The sequence below is a fragment of the Pseudomonas sp. 05N431 genome, from assembly GCF_056397005.1.
On the sequence record NZ_JBFTMN010000004.1, the window covers coordinates 488,609 to 504,728 of the forward strand.

The window sequence follows — 16,120 nt, forward strand, 5'->3', positions numbered from 1 at the left end:
ACGATGCCCTTATCCGATGTTCGACAGTTTCAGCAGGTGGCGCAGGTCGTTGAGCAGGTCCTTGCCTTTGACGGAGGGGTCGAAGCGCAGCACCAGATTGCCGTGCGGATCGATGATCCAGAGCTGCGCCGAGCCTTTGCCCTGAACATTTTTAGTGTAGGTCGAAAGGTCCAGTGGATAACGCTGCAACTGCGGGTATTCGAGTTTGAGCTTGGCCTCATAGTCCGCGCTCAAGGGCTGGGAGACGGCCAATGCATGGCTGGCACGCGAGGCATCACGACCCAGAGCGACCTGAATCTGCCGGGCCAGGTACACCAACTGCTGACAATCGACCGAGCAGTCCTGCGGTGCGGTCACGAGCATCTGCCAGCGGTCTTCGTCCGCCTGCACCCCCAACTCGGCACGGCTCTGACCGTTGCCGATCAGTTCACCGTGATAGCTGCGACCTTCCGGCACCCAGAACTGCAACTTGTACATGCCGGTGGCGAGGATCATCGGACCAATCACCATCAGCAGGATCAGCACCAACTGCCAGCGCCCACGACGACGCTGTGGCGCCTGCGCTTCAGACATGTTGGGTGGATTCATGGCCGCTCCCATGCTGTTTCTCCTTTGCGTTGTGCCATCCGAAATAGAGATAAAGACCGAACAGCGCGAGCGCCATGGCGAACCACTGCACGGCATAACCGAGGTGTTTTTCCGGCCCCATGGCCACGACCGGCCAATCAACCACATAAGATGCCGGCCCGGCTTCTTCACGTAATTCGTAAGCAAACCCGGTTCGGCCCAGCTCGCTCCAGAGCTTGGCCGGATCGATCGCCGTCACCAGCCGTGGCCAGTTGGCGTTCGCCGGATCGGCATGCAGTTGAAAGGTCGCACCCGGAGCGACATACACCCAGGCGTCGAGACTCAACGATTGCTCGGGGGTGGTGAACACGGGCGGTGTGCGCCGGTTCGGCCACGGCAGCCAGCCGCGATTGAGCAGTAACCAGAGACCGCTCGCCTGGTCGTGAAAGGGTTGCAGCAACTCGACCCCTGGCCGGCCATTGCGGGTGCGGTTGTCCAGCAGGTAACTGTGGGCCGCATCGAACTGACCATGCAGGCGAACGCGTCGGAAGGCCGGGTCTTGTGTGCTCGACAGGTGTTCGCTGGCCATCGGTTCAGCCACGCGGCGTTCGGCGTAGCTCTCCAGTAACACGCGTTTCTGCTCGCCCCGACTTAATTGCCAAAAACCCAGAAAGACCAGCAACGGCAGCAGCGCGAGCACCACCAGGGTCGGCGCGATACCTGGCCGAAAGCGCTTCATGGCGTCGCCAAAAAGTTGATAAACAGGGTAGCTATACTCAAGTACATCGCATTCCCCCGGAGTCTCACCATGCTCAAAGCAGCCATCGTCCTGATGCTGATTGCCACGGTTGTCAGTCTGTTCAGCGGCCTGTTTTTTCTGGTCAAGGACGACAGCAGCTCAAAACGCCTGGTCACCGCCCTGAGTGTTCGTGTCGGCCTGGCTGCCATCACCGTCGGCTTGATTGCCTGGGGATTCTTCAGCGGCCAGTTGGTGTCCAGCGCCCCCTGGTAAGTGCCGCCTCAAAGCACGTAAACGAAGACAAACAAGCCAATCCACACCACATCGACGAAGTGCCAATACCAACTGGCCGCCTCGAAGCCGAACTGGTGATCGCCATCGAAATGCCCACGCATGATCCGCATCAGCATCACGAACAGGATGATCGTGCCGATGGTCACGTGAGCGCCGTGGAAACCGGTCAGCATGAAGAACGTCGCGCCATACACGCCTGAGCCCAGGGTCAGCCCCAGTTCGTGATAGGCGTGGATGTATTCCTTGGCCTGGAAGCTGAGGAACGCACAGCCCAGCAGTACCGTCAGCGCCAGCCAGAGCTTCAGTGCGCCGCGATGGCCCTTTTTCAAGGCATGGTGGGCGATGGTCACCGTGACGCTGGAGCTCACCAGCAACACCGTGTTCAGCAGCGGCAAGCCCCAGGGACTGATGACTTCCTTGGGCGGCGGGAAGAGTGTCGGGTCAGGGGTGTGCAGCAGCGGCCAGGCGAACTGGAAGTTCGGCCAGAGCATGTGCGCGATGCCCTTGCCGCCCTCACCACCGAGCCACGGCCCGGACAGGTTGCGCACGTAGAACAGCGCACCGAAGAAGGCGATGAAGAACATCACCTCGGAGAAAATGAACCAGCTCATGCCCCAGCGGAACGAGCGATCGAGCTGCGAGCTATACAGCCCCGCCCGGCTTTCCTTGATCACCGTGCCGAACCAGCCGAACAGCATGTAGGCCAGCAACAGACCGCCAACGAAGAAGATCAGCGGGCCGTGGGATTCCGGGCGCGCTGCCTTGAGGTCGTTGAACCAGGTGGCCAGGCCAAACACCGTGACGAACATGCCGATCGTGGCAATGATCGGCCATTTGCTCTGGGCGGGAACGTAATAGTGTTCATGAGTTGCCATTTATTGTTCTCCTTATCGGGCACGCTTGTACGTCTCAAGGACCGGCATTGGTGTTGGCCGCGACCGGTGGATGACGTGCGGTGATATCGAACAGCGTGTAAGCCAGCGTCAGGTGCTTCACATCCTTGGAAATCTCACGGTCAACGATGAAACGGACGGGCATTTCGATTCGTTCACCGGGTTGCAGCACCTGCTGGGTGAAGCAGAAGCACTCGGTCTTGTGGAAATACACCGCTGAGTCGCCTGGAGAAATGCTCGGTATCGCCTGCGCGCTCATTGGGTGATCGGTCGGGTTACGGGCGACGAAGATCATCTCGTTCACCGCCCCCGGATTGATCACCATGTCGTCGGCCTTGGGATAAAACTCCCAGACCATGTCCACGGCGTTGGTCGACAGAAACTGCACGCGAATTTGCCGCGACGTGTCGACCACCTGCTCGCCTTCGTACTGCCCGGCGGTTTTGCCATTGATGCCGAACGCCTTGCACATCACGTCGTAAATCGGCACCAGTGCAAACCCGAAGACAAACATGCTGGCCACCACCAACAGCAGCCGGGTAACCAGCTTCTTCAAGGAAATAGAGTCAGCCACGGCGGCGGGCCTCTGTATGGAAATGGAACCCTGTGGGAGCGAGCTTGCTCGCGATAGCGGCGCGCCTGACACACCGAGCCGCCTTCATCGCGAGCAAGTCGGATCGCCGCACCGTCGCTCCCACACAAGAAAAGCTGTTCATTTCACTTCCGGTGGCGTGACGAAGGTGTGATACGGCGCCGGCGATGGCACGCTCCACTCCAGGCCTTCCGCGCCGTCCCAAGGTTTCGCCGGGGCCGCCGGGCCGCCGCGGATGGTCTTGATCACGATGAACAGGAAGAAAATCTGCGTTGCCCCGAAGGTGAACGCGCCAATCGACGACACCATGTTGAAGTCGGCAAATTGCAGGTTGTAGTCCGGAATCCGCCGCGGCATACCCGCCAGGCCCACGAAGTGCATCGGGAAGAAGGCCATGTTCATGCCAATGAACGACAGCCAGAAGTGCAGCTTACCGAGGGTTTCGTCGTACATGTGGCCGGTCCATTTCGGCATCCAGTAGTAGGCCGAAGCGAAGATCCCGAAGATCGCCCCTGGCACCAGCACGTAGTGGAAATGCGCGACCACAAAGTAGGTGTCCTGGTACTGGAAGTCCGCCGGGGCGATGGCCAGCATCAACCCGGAGAACCCGCCAATCGAGAACAGGATCACGAATGCCACGGCAAACAGCATCGGCGTCTCGAAAGTCAGCGAGCCTTGCCACATGGTGCTGACCCAGTTGAACACCTTGACCCCGGTGGGCACCGCGATCAGCAGCGTCGCGTACATGAAGAACAGCTCGCCCACCAGCGGGATGCCGACCACGAACATGTGGTGCGCCCAGACGATGAACGACAGGAAGGCAATACTCGCCGTGGCGTAGACCATCGAGGTGTAGCCGAACAGTGGCTTGCGAGAGAAGGTCGGAATGATCGAGCTGACGGCACCGAACGCCGGCAGGATCATGATGTACACCTCGGGGTGGCCGAAGAACCAGAACACGTGCTGGAACAGCACCGGATCACCACCACCGGCAGCGCTGAAAAAGCTGGTGCCGAAGTGGATGTCCATCAGCATCATGGTCACGCAACCCGCCAGCACCGGCATTACCGCGATCAGCAGGAACGCGGTGATCAGCCAGGTCCAGACGAACAGCGGCATTTTCATCAGGGTCATGCCCGGCGCACGCAGGTTGAGAATGGTGGCGATCACGTTGATCGCGCCCATGATCGAGCTGATACCCATCAGGTGGATGGCAAAGATGAAGAAGGTCACGCTTTCCGGGGCGTAGGTCGTCGATAGCGGGGCGTAGAAGGTCCAGCCGAAGTTCGGTCCGCCACCCGGCATGAACAGCGTCGACACCAGCAGCAGGAACGCTGCCGGCAACAGCCAGAAGCTGAAGTTGTTCATCCGCGGCAGGGCCATGTCCGGCGCGCCGATCATCAGCGGGATCATCCAGTTGGCGAGGCCGACAAACGCCGGCATCACCGCACCGAAGACCATCACCAGACCGTGCATGGTGGTCATCTGATTGAAGAACGCCGGTTCGACGATCTGAAGCCCGGGCTGGAACAACTCGGCGCGAATCACCATGGCGAACGAGCCGCCCAGCAGGAACATCATGAAGCTGAACCACAGGTACAGCGTGCCGATGTCTTTGTGGTTGGTGGTCAGCACCCAGCGCATCAGGCCCTTGGCCGGACCGTGGACGTGGTTGTCGACGATTGCATGACCGTGGTCATCGTTCACAGCATTCATGGCCTGTCTCCTGCAAACGGGTGGGCTGGGCGGCTCGGGGTGCTTAGCCCCAAGCGTTCAAGGGAACACGCAATAGACCGGGTCATTTGCTTGCCGCCTGTTTGAGGGCCAGTACGTCTTTAGGGGTGACCATGTCGCCTTTGTTGTTGCCCCAGGCATTTCGTTCGTAGGTCACGACGGCGGCGATATCGACTTCCGACAACTGCTTGCCGAACGCCGCCATGGCGGTGCCGGGTTTGCCGAAGAACACACGGTGCAGGTGATCCTCTATAGGCCCGGTCGCGATGGGCGAACCTTTGAGTGCCGGGAACAGCGGTGGCATACCCTGGCCTTCAGGCTGGTGACAGGCAGCGCAGGTGGTGTGATAAATCTTGTCACCGCGCTCCTTCAGCTCGTCCAGGGTCCACTCTTTGCTGGTCAGTTCCTTGAGCTTGGCGGCGTCGGCTTTGCGCTCGGTCAGCCAGGTGTCGTAGTCGGCCTGGGTTTTGACGTCGACCACAATCGGCATGAAGCCATGGTCTTTGCCGCACAGTTCGGCGCACTGGCCACGGTAGATACCCGGCTTGTCGACGCGGGTCCAGGCTTCGTTGACGAACCCGGGAATCGCATCGCGCTTGACCGCAAACGCCGGCACCCACCACGAGTGGATGACGTCGGCGGAGGTCACCAGAAAGCGCACTTTGGCACCGGTCGGCAGCACCAGCGGCTGATCGACTTCCAACAGGTAATTTTCGCCTTTGGCGCTCTTGTTGTGGATTTGCTCTTGCGGGGTGGCCAGGTTGCTGAAGAACTCGACGTCCTGACCCAGGTATTTGTAATGCCACTTCCACTGATAACCGGTGATCTGGATATCGATATCCGGCTCACTGGTGTCGTACATCTTGATCAGGGTGGCGGTCGCCGGAACGGCCATGGCCACCAGAATGATGAAAGGCACTACGGTCCAGAGGATCTCGACCGTCGTACTCTCATGGAATTTGGCGGCCACCTGCCCGGTGGAGCGCCGATGCACCATCATCGACCAGAACATCGCGCCGAAAACGATGATGCCGATCACCACACAGATCCAGAAAATGGTCATGTGCAGGTCAAATACTGCGTGACTGACTTCAGTCGCTCCAGGCGCCATATTCACAGTCCAGGCCGCTTGCGCCTGACCGAAAATCGACCACAACAGGAGGCCCATCCAGACATGTGGATGTCGCATCATTGCGGGTTCCCCTTATCGTTCTTGTTATCCCGCCGGCTAACACCGACGGCAAGGGAGCGGCTTTTTCAGACTACGAACTTGAATCGCCGGGCCTTGCTGCCTACGCAGTCGGGCGTCATCAGCTAACTCCATTCAGATCCGAGTATAGACAGCGAGTGCGACCCCGCAACGCGATGGCGTAAATGAGCTGAAACACCTGGCACTTGCGTCACAGGCCACGGATGGAGAAGGATGTGGGATCGGTGATGGCAAATCGATATAACGCAGTGGCATGAAAGGTGAAATAATTATGACAAATACGTCTTAGCCACTTGTATAAGCAGGCTAACTTATGTCTTCCCCTATTTCCTTGCATTCGTTTCCTGGAGTTTTCATGAACACCGCCGCATTGCGCGAGCAGATTCAACGTGCACAACAACATGAAGCCGAAACCGGTCAGCTGACCCGTCAGCTGGAAGTCCAATTGCCGCACCTGCATTCCGCTATCCAACTGCCTGACGTTGACGCGAAAGGCGTGATGACCCGTTTTGTCACCGCTTATATAGAACAAGTGCCGGACCTGCTCGACGCTGCCAACGACGTAGCTCGCGAAGCGGGCATCGAATCGCAGATCAAGCCGGTGCTGAATATCGCCGAGCAATTCTTCCTCCAGCCACCGGCGATCATGGCCGGTCACGAAGGCCTGGATGGCCTGCTGGACGAAGCCTACCTGGCACATCGCCTGGTAGAAGAGGTTAACGACCTTTACATCAAACATTTCGGCCAGCCACTGATCCCATTGGACATGACTGTCGCCAACCTGATTGCCCACCAACTGATCGGCGAGGACTTCGCCAATCAACTGGATGAGGCTGTACATCACGCCGTTGATGAGATGCTGAACGAAGAAAGCTTCGCGCTGGAGTCCGTCGAAGCCTACCGGGAAAAACTCAACAGCCCGGACACCGGCGCCGCCTGGAAGCGCTGGCCATGCCTGTCGCGCCAGCTGGGAGTAGAGCTGGAACTGGATCAGCCGGCGGCTTGATCCAACTGTAAAAACCGAACACCTGTGGGAGCGAGCTTGCTCGCTCCCACACTGGTATCTATCCGGCGGAACCCACCCCCACGGTCGTCCGCAATCGCCCCTCCAGCCGGCGTTTCAGTCCGCGCGCCTCGATCAGCAGTCTCGAGCCTTTGCTGGCATTGGCCCGCCCCCATTCCTCAAGCAACTCCAGACATGAGTGGTCGATGTAACTCAGGTTATTGAGCGGCACATGCACTGTCGCACCCGCCGGAATGGTCCCCAGCACCCGGGTCAACGCCGGCACCTTGAGAAAAGTCGCAGCCCCCATCAGTCGCAACTCCATTTCGCCCTCTGCCGGAAGGTCGATCAGGCTGATTTTAAGGCGCGAGGCCTTCCAGGCCAGCTTCGCCAGGGTCAAGCCAAAACCGATCAGCACACCGGTCAGCAAGTCGCTGAAGATGATCGCCAGCGCAGTCACCGCATAGGTAAACATTGGCATCCGGCCATAGCGGCCCAGTCTGCGAAACGCCTTCAAGTCCACCAGTTTCACCCCGGTATACACCAGCACGCCCGCCAGACTGGCGACCGGGATGCTTTGCAACACGCTGGACAGCAGCAATACAAACGCCAGCAGCCAGACACCGTGGAAAATCGCCGACAACCGCGTCTTGGCGCCGGCCTGTACGTTGGCTGAACTGCGCACGATCACGCCTGTCATTGGCAACGCGCCGACCAGACCGCAGAGCATGTTGCCGATACCTTGGGCGGACAATTCGCGGTCGAAATCCGAACGCTCGCCGCTGTGCATGCGATCCACCGCGGCGGCCGAGAGCAGGGTTTCGGCGCTGGCGATAAAAGCTACGGCGAAGGCGGCGATCAGCAGGTTGGGGTCGGCGAAATTCAACAGGTCGGCCGGCTTCAGCCAGTCAATTGCCTCGGCGAGATTAGCCGGGACTTCGACCCGTTTGACGTTCAATGCCAGCGCCAGACTGGCAAGGGTCGCCAAACCAACGCCGAGCAACGCGCCAGGAATGAAACGCAGCGCTTGCGGGCGAAATTTCTCCCACAGTCCCATGACCAGAATCGTCGACAGCCCAAGCAGACCGGCTTGCCAACCCAGCCCGCCACCCAGCGTCGGCAAGGCTTGGGCAATGGCCGCCGGAAACCCGCTGAGGTTGTCCAGGCCTGAAGGCTTGGGAACACCGTCGAGCATCACATGTATCTGCGACAGCACGATCAGCACCCCGATGCCTGCCAGCATGCCGTAGACCACCGCTGGCGCCGTCACGCGGAACCAGCAGCCCAGCCGCAAACGCCCGGCCACCAGTTGCAGAAACCCGGCCAGCAACAGAATTGGTCCGAGCATCGCCACCCCATGCTGGCGCACCAGTTCAAAGACCAATACCGCCAGCCCCGCAGCCGGACCGCTGACTTGCAGCGGCGAACCTGCCAGCCAACCGACCACCAGACCACCGATAATCCCGGTGATCAGGCCCTTGGCCGGCGGCATGCCGGAAGCGATTGCAATGCCCATGCACAAGGGCAGGGCGACCAGAAACACCACCACCGAAGCCAGCAGCTCCCGTGGCAAAACAGCTTTCAATTGCGCAGCACGCATGAGCGTTCTCCTGAGATTCTTCAGGCGTGGCGAAGCCCGACCGCTTTTTCAGCAGCCTTGGCCAGACCAGACAAGGTGTTTAGGAGGATTTAGAAACGCGCTTTGGGCGTCGCCACGGGAATCGGATGACTGCCATCCAGAGGCAGGAAGCAGCCCTTATCCGCATCGTAGGCTTTGATTTCGCTGGTTTCGATGCTGTAGACCCAGCCATGGATAAACAGCTGACCGTTGGCCATGCGCGAGGCCACTGAAGGGTGAGTGCGCAAATGCTGCAACTGGGCGATGACGTTTTCTTCGGTAAGCACCTGCATGCTTTCGTTTTCGTCAGCGCAATGGCAGTTTTCCTGGACCATGGTTTTTGCCACTTCGGCGTGACGCAGCCAGGCTTTGACCGTGGGCATTTTTTCCAGGCTTTGCGGATTGAGTACAGCTCGCATGGCGCCGCAATCGGAGTGTCCGCAAATGATGATGTGCTGCACGCCAAGGGCCAGCACCGCATATTCGATGGCCGTGGAAACGCCGCCGTTCATCTGGCCATAGGGTGGCACAACGTTACCAACGTTGCGGGTGACAAACAGATCGCCTGGGGCGCTTTGGGTAATCAACTCGGGAACGATGCGAGAATCCGCGCACGCAATGAACATCGCTCGGGGCCGTTGAGCCGTGGCGAGTTTCTTGAAGAGTTCTTCCTGTTGCGGGAAGACCTCGTGGTGGAAGTGTAAGAAACCATCAACGATGTGCTGCAGCGCTGCATCGGCGCTTTCAGCCACAGGGAGGGCGGAAGCCGACGCAGCCAACGGCTGTTTATCCTTGTCACTCATGATTCATCCTCTTTGACGGAGTAGGAAAATTTTCCCGATTTACCTGGGATAAAGCCAGCGACTGGTTAGAAAACATCCAGGCCACTGGTCAGTGACCATCCAGTCACTCAATGAACAAGGTAACCACCGAAACTTAACTCAAACTGAATAAACCGCTCTAGAACCTGTGTTACAGGTCACAAAAAACGTGACCAGCGTATCAACCCCCCAGCGTTTCCACTACTCAACCTTAGGCCAATTGTTGCTAAAGCAACGACATTTGAGCACCGGGCGGACAAAAGGCTGTGCAGTCCAGGTTGAAGCCTTCACGTTGATTGAGCCCAAGACGTTTTATCGTTTTGGCGAAGCGTTGCGCCAACAGATCGGCGAACGGCCCTTCGCCGCGCATGCGAGCGCCAAAGCGACTGTCATACAATTCACCGCCGCGGCTTTGACGGATCAAGCTCAATACATGGGCTGCACGCTGCGGATAGTGGGCCGCCAGCCATTCCTCGAACAACGGTGCCACTTCCAGCGGCAGGCGCAGCATCATGTAAGCCGCACTCTGCGCGCCGGCCGCGTGAGCTTCGGTCAGCAGGCTTTCCAGTTCACTGTCGTTGATCATCGGGATCATCGGCGAACACAAAACGCCCACCGGGATCCCGGCCTCACGCATGACCCGCATCGCCCGTAACCGCGCCTTCGGGGCGGCCGTTCGCGGCTCAAGGATGCGCTTGAGTTCGTCGTCGAGGCTGGTCAGGCTGATCATCACCGCCACCAGACGCTGTTCGGCGAGTTCACCGAGCAGATCCAGATCGCGAAGAATCAATGAGCCCTTGGTGATAATCGTCACCGGATGCCGGTAGCGCAGCAGCACCTGCAGAATTCGCCGGGTGATTTTGTGTTCGCGCTCGATCGGCTGATAGGGATCGGTGTTGGAGCCCAGGTTGATCGGCGCACACTGATAACCGCGCTTGGAAAGCTGCTGCTCCAACACGTCGGCAGCATTGCTTTTGGCGATGAGCTTCGTTTCGAAATCCAGCCCGGGTGACAGGTCCCAATAGGCATGACTGGGTCGTGCATAGCAGTAAATGCAGCCGTGCTCGCAACCTCGATAGGGATTGATCGAGCGATCGAAGGGCAGGTCGGGCGAGTTGTTGCGGGTGATGATGGTTTTCGCCGTCTCGATGCGCACCTCGGTGCCTTGGGTCAGCGGTACTTCCTGGTACCAGCCATCGTCTTCTGCCACCGAACGGTTCGGCGCAAAGCGATTGTGCGGGTTGCTGGCGGTCCCGCGTCCGCGAGGTGGCAAGGGCGTGAACATTGGGAAAACCCTCTTGACTGTATGCATATACAGTATCGGAAGATCCGGTGTCAGGCCAGTGCCGTTCGGCACCTTCAGCGAAGGCGTCAGGCTGACACCCTATTCGTTATATATAACTACTTGTTAAACCACTTACATGCGTAAGAATGAGAAACATATAACTATTGGTTATCCGACAGAGGCAACCGGTATTATCCCTGGCACAAGCAACACTAAACGGGATAACCCTTAAAAGGATTTAACAATGTCTTTCTTTAATCAACGCGGTATTTTTCTACAACTAATGCAACCAGGCCCTTCGGAGCCGAACACTCTGGTTTCACTGCAACTTGCACGTAAAGAACTGGGTTGGGATGCGGAAAATAAAGTGCCAACCGAGACACTGGTGGACTCGATTTTCATGACGGCGATTTCCAGCGACGGCGGGCACTCCTTCACCCTAGGGACCGTACGCGAGGATGTGGACGGTGATGGTGATATTGATGCCGAGGACAAAGCCAAGCTGCTGGCGCTGGCCAAAGCCTATGCCAACATTGTAAATCCCTGAAGGGACCTGGTTCGGTACTTTTTAATACGGGCTAAGACCCAGACACTAACGCCTGCGAAAATAGTTTCGCAGGCGTTAGTTATTTCAATTTAAACCATTAAGAACATTTAACGAATTACTCAAATCGCTTAACCATTTCTTTCACCTTTAAAACTCACCCCCTTCACCCCATCTGATCCGACAAACACGCGACAACTGCCATCCTCGTAACAGTCAAAGGCACCCTCAGGCTTAACGATTCTTTGACAAGCCCCTCACATCGCTTTGACTGCTCAGGGTTCAGGCTGGGCTCTAAGTCGCCCATTCCTTCATCCACGGCCCCCCTGACTCATGTCGAAAAACCACCTCTTGCTCGCTCTGTGCCTGTCGTTCATGGCGATCTTTGCGTTCGATCAGGTTCAGGCCGAGCAAACCCCATCCATCCGTCCTGCAGAATGGGCCCAACCCGTCGAAGCGCAGTACGGCCTTTACCAGATGTCACCGACCCTCTACCGCAGCACACTTCCCGATCACGGAGCGCTGCCACTGCTGGAAAAACTCCAGATCACGACGGTGATCAATTTTCTGCCCGAGTCCGACACAAGCTGGCTATCGACCCCCGGAATCAATCTGGTGCAGTTGCCATACAAGACCAGCCATGTCGATGACAGCGAGGTGCTGAGTGCGCTGCGGGCCATTCAAACCGGTCAAAGCAAAGGCCCGGTGTTGATCCATTGCAAACGCGGATCGGATCGCACTGGCCTGATGGCTGCGATGTACCGCGTGGTGGTGCAAGGCTGGAGCAAGGAAGATGCCCTGAACGAAATGACCCAGGGTGGTTTCGACGACAATACCCACTTCAAGAACGGCATTCGCTACATGATGAAGGCAGATATCGACAAGCTGCGTACCGCACTGGCCAACGGCGATTGCAGTACCAGTGTGTTTGCGACCTGCTCGATGAAAAGCTGGTTAAAAACGGTCAATAGCGAAGAACCGAAGTTCTGAGGGACATGCCACAACAAGCCCTGACCCAAACAGGCAAGGCGGGTCGTGAACCTGCAATCGAGGAGTGTGGCGTCAGTCGGTAATACCGCCCTTGAGCGATCAGGCTCAAAGGCGGATTTCAAAGCGCCGGGAGATCAGGAGTGATCGTCGGGCTTTTTCTTCAGCTTCGGATTGGGAAAGAACTGCACCGCCTGGACCTTGGCGTCCGGGACCTTCACCGCGGTGGTATTGACCCGCGTCCCCAATTCCTTGGGCACCGACAGACCTTGCTCGTTCAGCGTGTCGGAATAACCGCAAGCCACGCATTCGCGGTGCGGCACCTCGTCTTCGCTCCACATCATCAACTTGTCCGGCTCGCTGCACGCCGGGCAGACTGCCCCGGCGATGAAGCGTTTCTTGGTTTTGCTCACTGGCGCGTCACTCATGCTGCCGCGTCCTCATCGAGGCCGCTGTGGCGCAAGAGTGCGTCAATCGACGGCGCACGTCCGCGGAAATCGACGAACAGCACCATCGGTTCCTGAGAACCGCCACGGGCCAGGATCGCCTCGCGGAACGCACGACCGGTGGCGGCATTGAGCACGCCTTCTTCCTCGAACTTCGAGAAGGCATCGGCCGACAGCACTTCAGCCCATTTGTAGCTGTAGTAACCCGCCGCGTAACCGCCAGCGAAGATGTGCGCGAAGCTATTAGGGAAACGGTTGTAGGCCGGCGGACGCATCACCGAAACCTCATCGCGCACGCCTTCGAGCACTTGCAGCACGCTACGGCCGTCGCCATGGGTGGCATGCAGTTCGAAGTCGAACAGCGAGAATTCCAGCTGGCGAACCATCATCAGCCCGGACTGGAAGTTCTTCGCGGCGAGCATTTTTTGCAGCAGGTCCTGCGGCAGCGGCTCGCCGGTTTCGTAATGACCGGAGATCAACGCCAGGCCTTCGGGCTCCCAGCACCAGTTTTCCATGAACTGACTTGGCAGCTCGACCGCGTCCCACGCCACGCCGTTGATCCCGGACACACCGGAATATTCAACGCGGGTCAGCAGATGATGCAGGCCGTGACCGAATTCGTGGAACAGCGTGGTGACTTCATCGTGGGTCAACAGGGCAGGCTTGCCGCTGTCAGCCGGGGTGAAGTTGCACACCAGATTAGCCACCGGGCTCTGCAATACACCTTCAGCGGTACGGCGACGGTCGCGGGCACCGTCCATCCAGGCACCGCCGCGCTTGTTGGCTCGGGCATACAGGTCGAAGAAGAAGCGCCCGACGTGTTCGCCATTTTCCTTGATTTCGAACAGGCGAACGTCCGGGTGCCAGGTGTCGAAACCTTTCAGCTCGGCGATTTCGATGCCATACAGACGCTGGACGATGGCGAACAGGCCGCTCAGCACTTTATCGATCGGGAAGTACGCGCGAAGCGCTTCCTGAGCAACGCTGTAACGCTGTTCACGGAGCTTTTCGCCGTAGAAACCGCTGTCCCAGCTTTGCAGATCAGGGCAGCCCTGTTCGGCGGCATAGGCTTTGAGTTGCTCGAGATCCTGCGCGGCGAAAGGTTTGCTGCGCTTGGCCAGATCGCGCAGAAAGCTCAGCACCTGATCGCTGGACTCGGCCATTTTGGTCGCCAGGCTCAGCTCCGAGAAACTGGCGAACCCCAGCAGCTTGGCCAGCTCCTGACGCAGGTCGAGGATTTCTTCCATCACCGGGCTGTTATCGTTCTGACCGGCGTTCGGGCCTTGGTCCGACGCACGGGTGCAGTAAGCGGCGTAGACTTCTTCGCGCAGCGCGCGGTCTTGGGCGTAGGTCATCACCGCGTAGTAGCTAGGGAATTCCAGGTTGATCAGCCAGCCTTGCAGATCTTTGGCTTGGGCCGCAGCAGCCATTTGCGCCTTGGCCGAATCGGTCAGGCCGGCGAGGGCGGCCTCATCGGTGATGTGTTTGGTCCAGGCTTGGGTGGCATCGAGCAATTGGTTCGAGAAATGGCTTCCCAGCTCCGACAGCTTGCTCTGCACCTCGGCGTAACGCTTTTGCTCAGCTGCAGGCAAATCGATACCCGACAGACGGAAATCACGCAGCGCGTGTTCCAGAATGGTTTTTTGCGCGACATCGAAACCGGCCGCTTCCGGGCTATTGACCAGCGCTTCATAGGCCTGGAACAGCTCGCGGTTCTGACCCATTTCGGTGGCGTAGGCACTCAGCGCCGGCAGGCAGGACTCGTAAGCCTCACGCAGTTCGGCACTGTTGCACACCGCGTTCAGGTGACTGACCGGGCTCCAGGCTGCGCCCAGGCGATCGTTCAGTTCGTCCATCGCCAGCACCAGACCCGCCCAGGTAGGCTGTTTGCCCTGGGTTTTAAGGATCTCGGCGATGGCAGCGCGGTTGTCCGCGAGGATCTGTTCGATGGCCGGTAGTACGTGCTCGGCGCGGATCGCCGAGAACGGCGGCAGGTCGTAGGGCTGCAAAAGAGGATTGTTCACGCTCACGGTTGGCACCTTGGCTGGAAGAAACATGCGGCCATCTTAATTACAATCGACGCCAACCGCAGCTATCAACAACAGAGAGAGAGCCTATCGTGTCCCTTCGCAAGTACCAGAACCACACCCCCGTGCTCGGTAAAGGCGCCTTTGTCGACAGCTCGGCGGTGGTGATCGGCGACGTCGAAATAGGCGAAGACAGCTCTGTCTGGCCGCTGACCGTGATCCGCGGCGACATGCACCGCATCCGCATTGGCCAGCGCACCAGCGTGCAGGATGGCTGCGTGCTGCACATCACCCACGCCGGCCCCTTCAACCCCGACGGCTTCCCGCTGTTGATCGGTGACGACGTGACCATCGCCCACAAAGTCATGCTGCACGGCTGCTCAGTCGGCAACCGGATCCTGATCGGCATGGGCAGCATCGTCATGGACGGCGCGGTGGTCGAAGACCATGTGATCATCGGCGCTGGCAGCCTGGTGCCGCCGGGCAAACGCCTGGAAAGCGGTTTCCTCTATGTCGGCAGCCCGGTGAAACAGATTCGTCCACTGACTGACAAGGAACGGGCGTTTTTCACCTACAGCGCAGCGAATTACGTGAAGCTCAAAGACCTGCATCTGGCCGAAGGCTACGACCAGCTCTGACACCGGCAGGCTCACTCAGGAATATTCATGCATTACCAAACCGTTTTATTCGACCTCGATGGCACCCTGACCGACCCGCGTGAGGGCATCACTCGCTCGATCCAGTTCGCCTTGAGCAAACTGGGGATCGACGAGCCTGACCTGACCAAGCTCGAACACTTTATCGGCCCGCCATTACTGCAAGCCTTCATGCAGTTCTACGACTTCGACGAGCCCAAGGCCTGGGAGGCGGTGAATTTCTATCGCGAGCGCTTCAAGGTTACCGGTCTGTACGAAAACCGCGTGTTCGACGGTGTCATGCCATTGCTGGAAACCCTTGATGGGCAAGGGCGGCAGCTGTATATCGCAACGTCGAAGCCGTGGATTTTCGCCCGGGAAATCGCCCGGCACTTCGGTTTCGATCGGCACTTCAAAGTGATCTACGGCAGCGAACTGGATGGCACCCGCACCGACAAGGTCGAGCTGATCGCCCATTTGATGGCCGAAGAAGGCCTGAACCCGGCCACCACACTGATGATCGGCGACCGCAAACACGACCTGATCGGCGCCAAGCGCAACGGATTGGACGCGGCAGCAGTGGGTTATGGCTTCGGCAGCCACGAAGAATTGAGCGCCGAACAGCCGGCGTATCACTTCGAGACATTGGCCGAGTTGCATCAGGCGTTTTTGCAGCGCTAGTTGTACCGCCATCGCGAGCAAGCTCGCTCCCACAGGGGATCGCG

At 58.7% G+C, this 16,120-nt stretch carries 17 protein-coding genes; 6 read left to right on the forward strand and 11 right to left on the reverse strand.

Features of this window, described 5'->3' with window-relative positions; all coding sequences use genetic code 11:
• Positions 1–9 precede the first annotated feature (9 nt).
• Positions 10–600: a hypothetical protein gene (locus AC1DIG_RS09850; RefSeq protein WP_477767153.1), complete on the reverse strand. Its 591-nt coding sequence runs from the start codon at positions 598–600 to the stop codon at positions 10–12.
• Complete coding sequence (locus tag AC1DIG_RS09855; RefSeq protein ID WP_477767154.1) at positions 566–1,306, reverse strand: SURF1 family protein; 741 nt, start codon at positions 1,304–1,306, stop codon at positions 566–568. Before AC1DIG_RS09855 ends, AC1DIG_RS09850 begins: the two co-directional genes overlap by 35 nt.
• Before the next feature lie 69 nt (positions 1,307–1,375).
• On the opposite strand from AC1DIG_RS09855, the gene AC1DIG_RS09860 reads away from it, so the two are divergent.
• Positions 1,376–1,579, forward strand: a complete 204-nt coding sequence (locus AC1DIG_RS09860; protein WP_019694466.1) for a twin transmembrane helix small protein — start codon at positions 1,376–1,378, stop codon at positions 1,577–1,579.
• Positions 1,580–1,587: 8 nt separating this feature from the next.
• On the opposite strand, the gene AC1DIG_RS09865 is transcribed toward AC1DIG_RS09860, so the two are convergent.
• The 4 genes from AC1DIG_RS09865 to coxB all read right to left on the reverse strand — a co-directional run bounded on the left by AC1DIG_RS09865 (position 1,588) and on the right by coxB (position 6,011).
• Positions 1,588–2,475 (reverse strand): cytochrome c oxidase subunit 3, encoded by an 888-nt coding sequence (locus tag AC1DIG_RS09865; protein ID WP_019694465.1) that lies wholly within the window; start codon positions 2,473–2,475, stop codon positions 1,588–1,590.
• Positions 2,476–2,509: 34 nt separating this feature from the next.
• Positions 2,510–3,067, reverse strand: a complete 558-nt coding sequence (locus tag AC1DIG_RS09870) for a cytochrome c oxidase assembly protein (RefSeq protein WP_477767155.1) — start codon at positions 3,065–3,067, stop codon at positions 2,510–2,512.
• A gap of 138 nt (positions 3,068–3,205) precedes the next feature.
• On the reverse strand, positions 3,206–4,801 hold the full coding sequence (gene ctaD, locus AC1DIG_RS09875) for a cytochrome c oxidase subunit I (RefSeq protein WP_477767156.1): 1,596 nt from the start codon (positions 4,799–4,801) through the stop codon (positions 3,206–3,208).
• Positions 4,802–4,883: 82 nt separating this feature from the next.
• Positions 4,884–6,011, reverse strand: a complete 1,128-nt coding sequence (gene coxB / locus AC1DIG_RS09880; RefSeq protein ID WP_477767157.1) for a cytochrome c oxidase subunit II — start codon at positions 6,009–6,011, stop codon at positions 4,884–4,886.
• 373 nt (positions 6,012–6,384) lie between these two features.
• Here coxB and AC1DIG_RS09885 point away from each other — a divergent pair, with 373 nt between their 5' ends.
• Positions 6,385–7,035, forward strand: a complete 651-nt coding sequence (locus tag AC1DIG_RS09885) for a hypothetical protein (RefSeq protein ID WP_477767158.1) — start codon at positions 6,385–6,387, stop codon at positions 7,033–7,035.
• 58 nt (positions 7,036–7,093) lie between these two features.
• Here AC1DIG_RS09885 and AC1DIG_RS09890 read toward each other — a convergent pair whose 3' ends face one another.
• From AC1DIG_RS09890 to AC1DIG_RS09900, 3 genes are all read right to left on the reverse strand, one after another.
• Positions 7,094–8,632: a SulP family inorganic anion transporter gene (locus AC1DIG_RS09890; RefSeq protein ID WP_477767159.1), complete on the reverse strand. Its 1,539-nt coding sequence runs from the start codon at positions 8,630–8,632 to the stop codon at positions 7,094–7,096.
• A gap of 89 nt (positions 8,633–8,721) precedes the next feature.
• Positions 8,722–9,453, reverse strand: a complete 732-nt coding sequence (locus AC1DIG_RS09895) for a carbonic anhydrase (RefSeq protein ID WP_347928518.1) — start codon at positions 9,451–9,453, stop codon at positions 8,722–8,724.
• Between the two features lie 244 nt (positions 9,454–9,697).
• Complete coding sequence (locus AC1DIG_RS09900) at positions 9,698–10,756, reverse strand: PA0069 family radical SAM protein (protein WP_477767160.1); 1,059 nt, start codon at positions 10,754–10,756, stop codon at positions 9,698–9,700.
• A 244-nt stretch (positions 10,757–11,000) separates the two neighbouring features.
• Here AC1DIG_RS09900 and AC1DIG_RS09905 point away from each other — a divergent pair, with 244 nt between their 5' ends.
• Positions 11,001–11,303 carry a hypothetical protein gene (locus AC1DIG_RS09905; protein WP_477767161.1) on the forward strand — a complete coding sequence of 101 codons (303 nt, stop codon included), beginning with the start codon at positions 11,001–11,003 and terminating at the stop codon, positions 11,301–11,303.
• A gap of 330 nt (positions 11,304–11,633) precedes the next feature.
• A complete protein-coding gene (locus AC1DIG_RS09910) occupies positions 11,634–12,290 on the forward strand; it encodes a dual specificity protein phosphatase family protein (protein WP_477767162.1) in 657 nt (218 codons plus the stop codon).
• 134 nt (positions 12,291–12,424) lie between these two features.
• On the opposite strand, the gene AC1DIG_RS09915 is transcribed toward AC1DIG_RS09910, so the two are convergent.
• Together AC1DIG_RS09915 and prlC are read right to left on the reverse strand one after the other, a co-directional pair.
• On the reverse strand, positions 12,425–12,715 hold the full coding sequence (locus AC1DIG_RS09915) for a YheV family putative zinc ribbon protein (protein ID WP_145017727.1): 291 nt from the start codon (positions 12,713–12,715) through the stop codon (positions 12,425–12,427).
• Entirely contained in the window at positions 12,712–14,790 is a 2,079-nt protein-coding gene (gene prlC / locus AC1DIG_RS09920) for an oligopeptidase A (RefSeq protein WP_477767163.1), read from the reverse strand. Before prlC ends, AC1DIG_RS09915 begins: the two co-directional genes overlap by 4 nt.
• Before the next feature lie 62 nt (positions 14,791–14,852).
• Here prlC and AC1DIG_RS09925 point away from each other — a divergent pair, with 62 nt between their 5' ends.
• Positions 14,853–15,398, forward strand: a complete 546-nt coding sequence (locus AC1DIG_RS09925; RefSeq protein ID WP_477767164.1) for a gamma carbonic anhydrase family protein — start codon at positions 14,853–14,855, stop codon at positions 15,396–15,398.
• A 27-nt stretch (positions 15,399–15,425) separates the two neighbouring features.
• Positions 15,426–16,076 carry an HAD family hydrolase gene (locus tag AC1DIG_RS09930; protein WP_477767165.1) on the forward strand — a complete coding sequence of 217 codons (651 nt, stop codon included), beginning with the start codon at positions 15,426–15,428 and terminating at the stop codon, positions 16,074–16,076.
• The last annotated feature ends 44 nt before the right edge of the window (positions 16,077–16,120 follow it).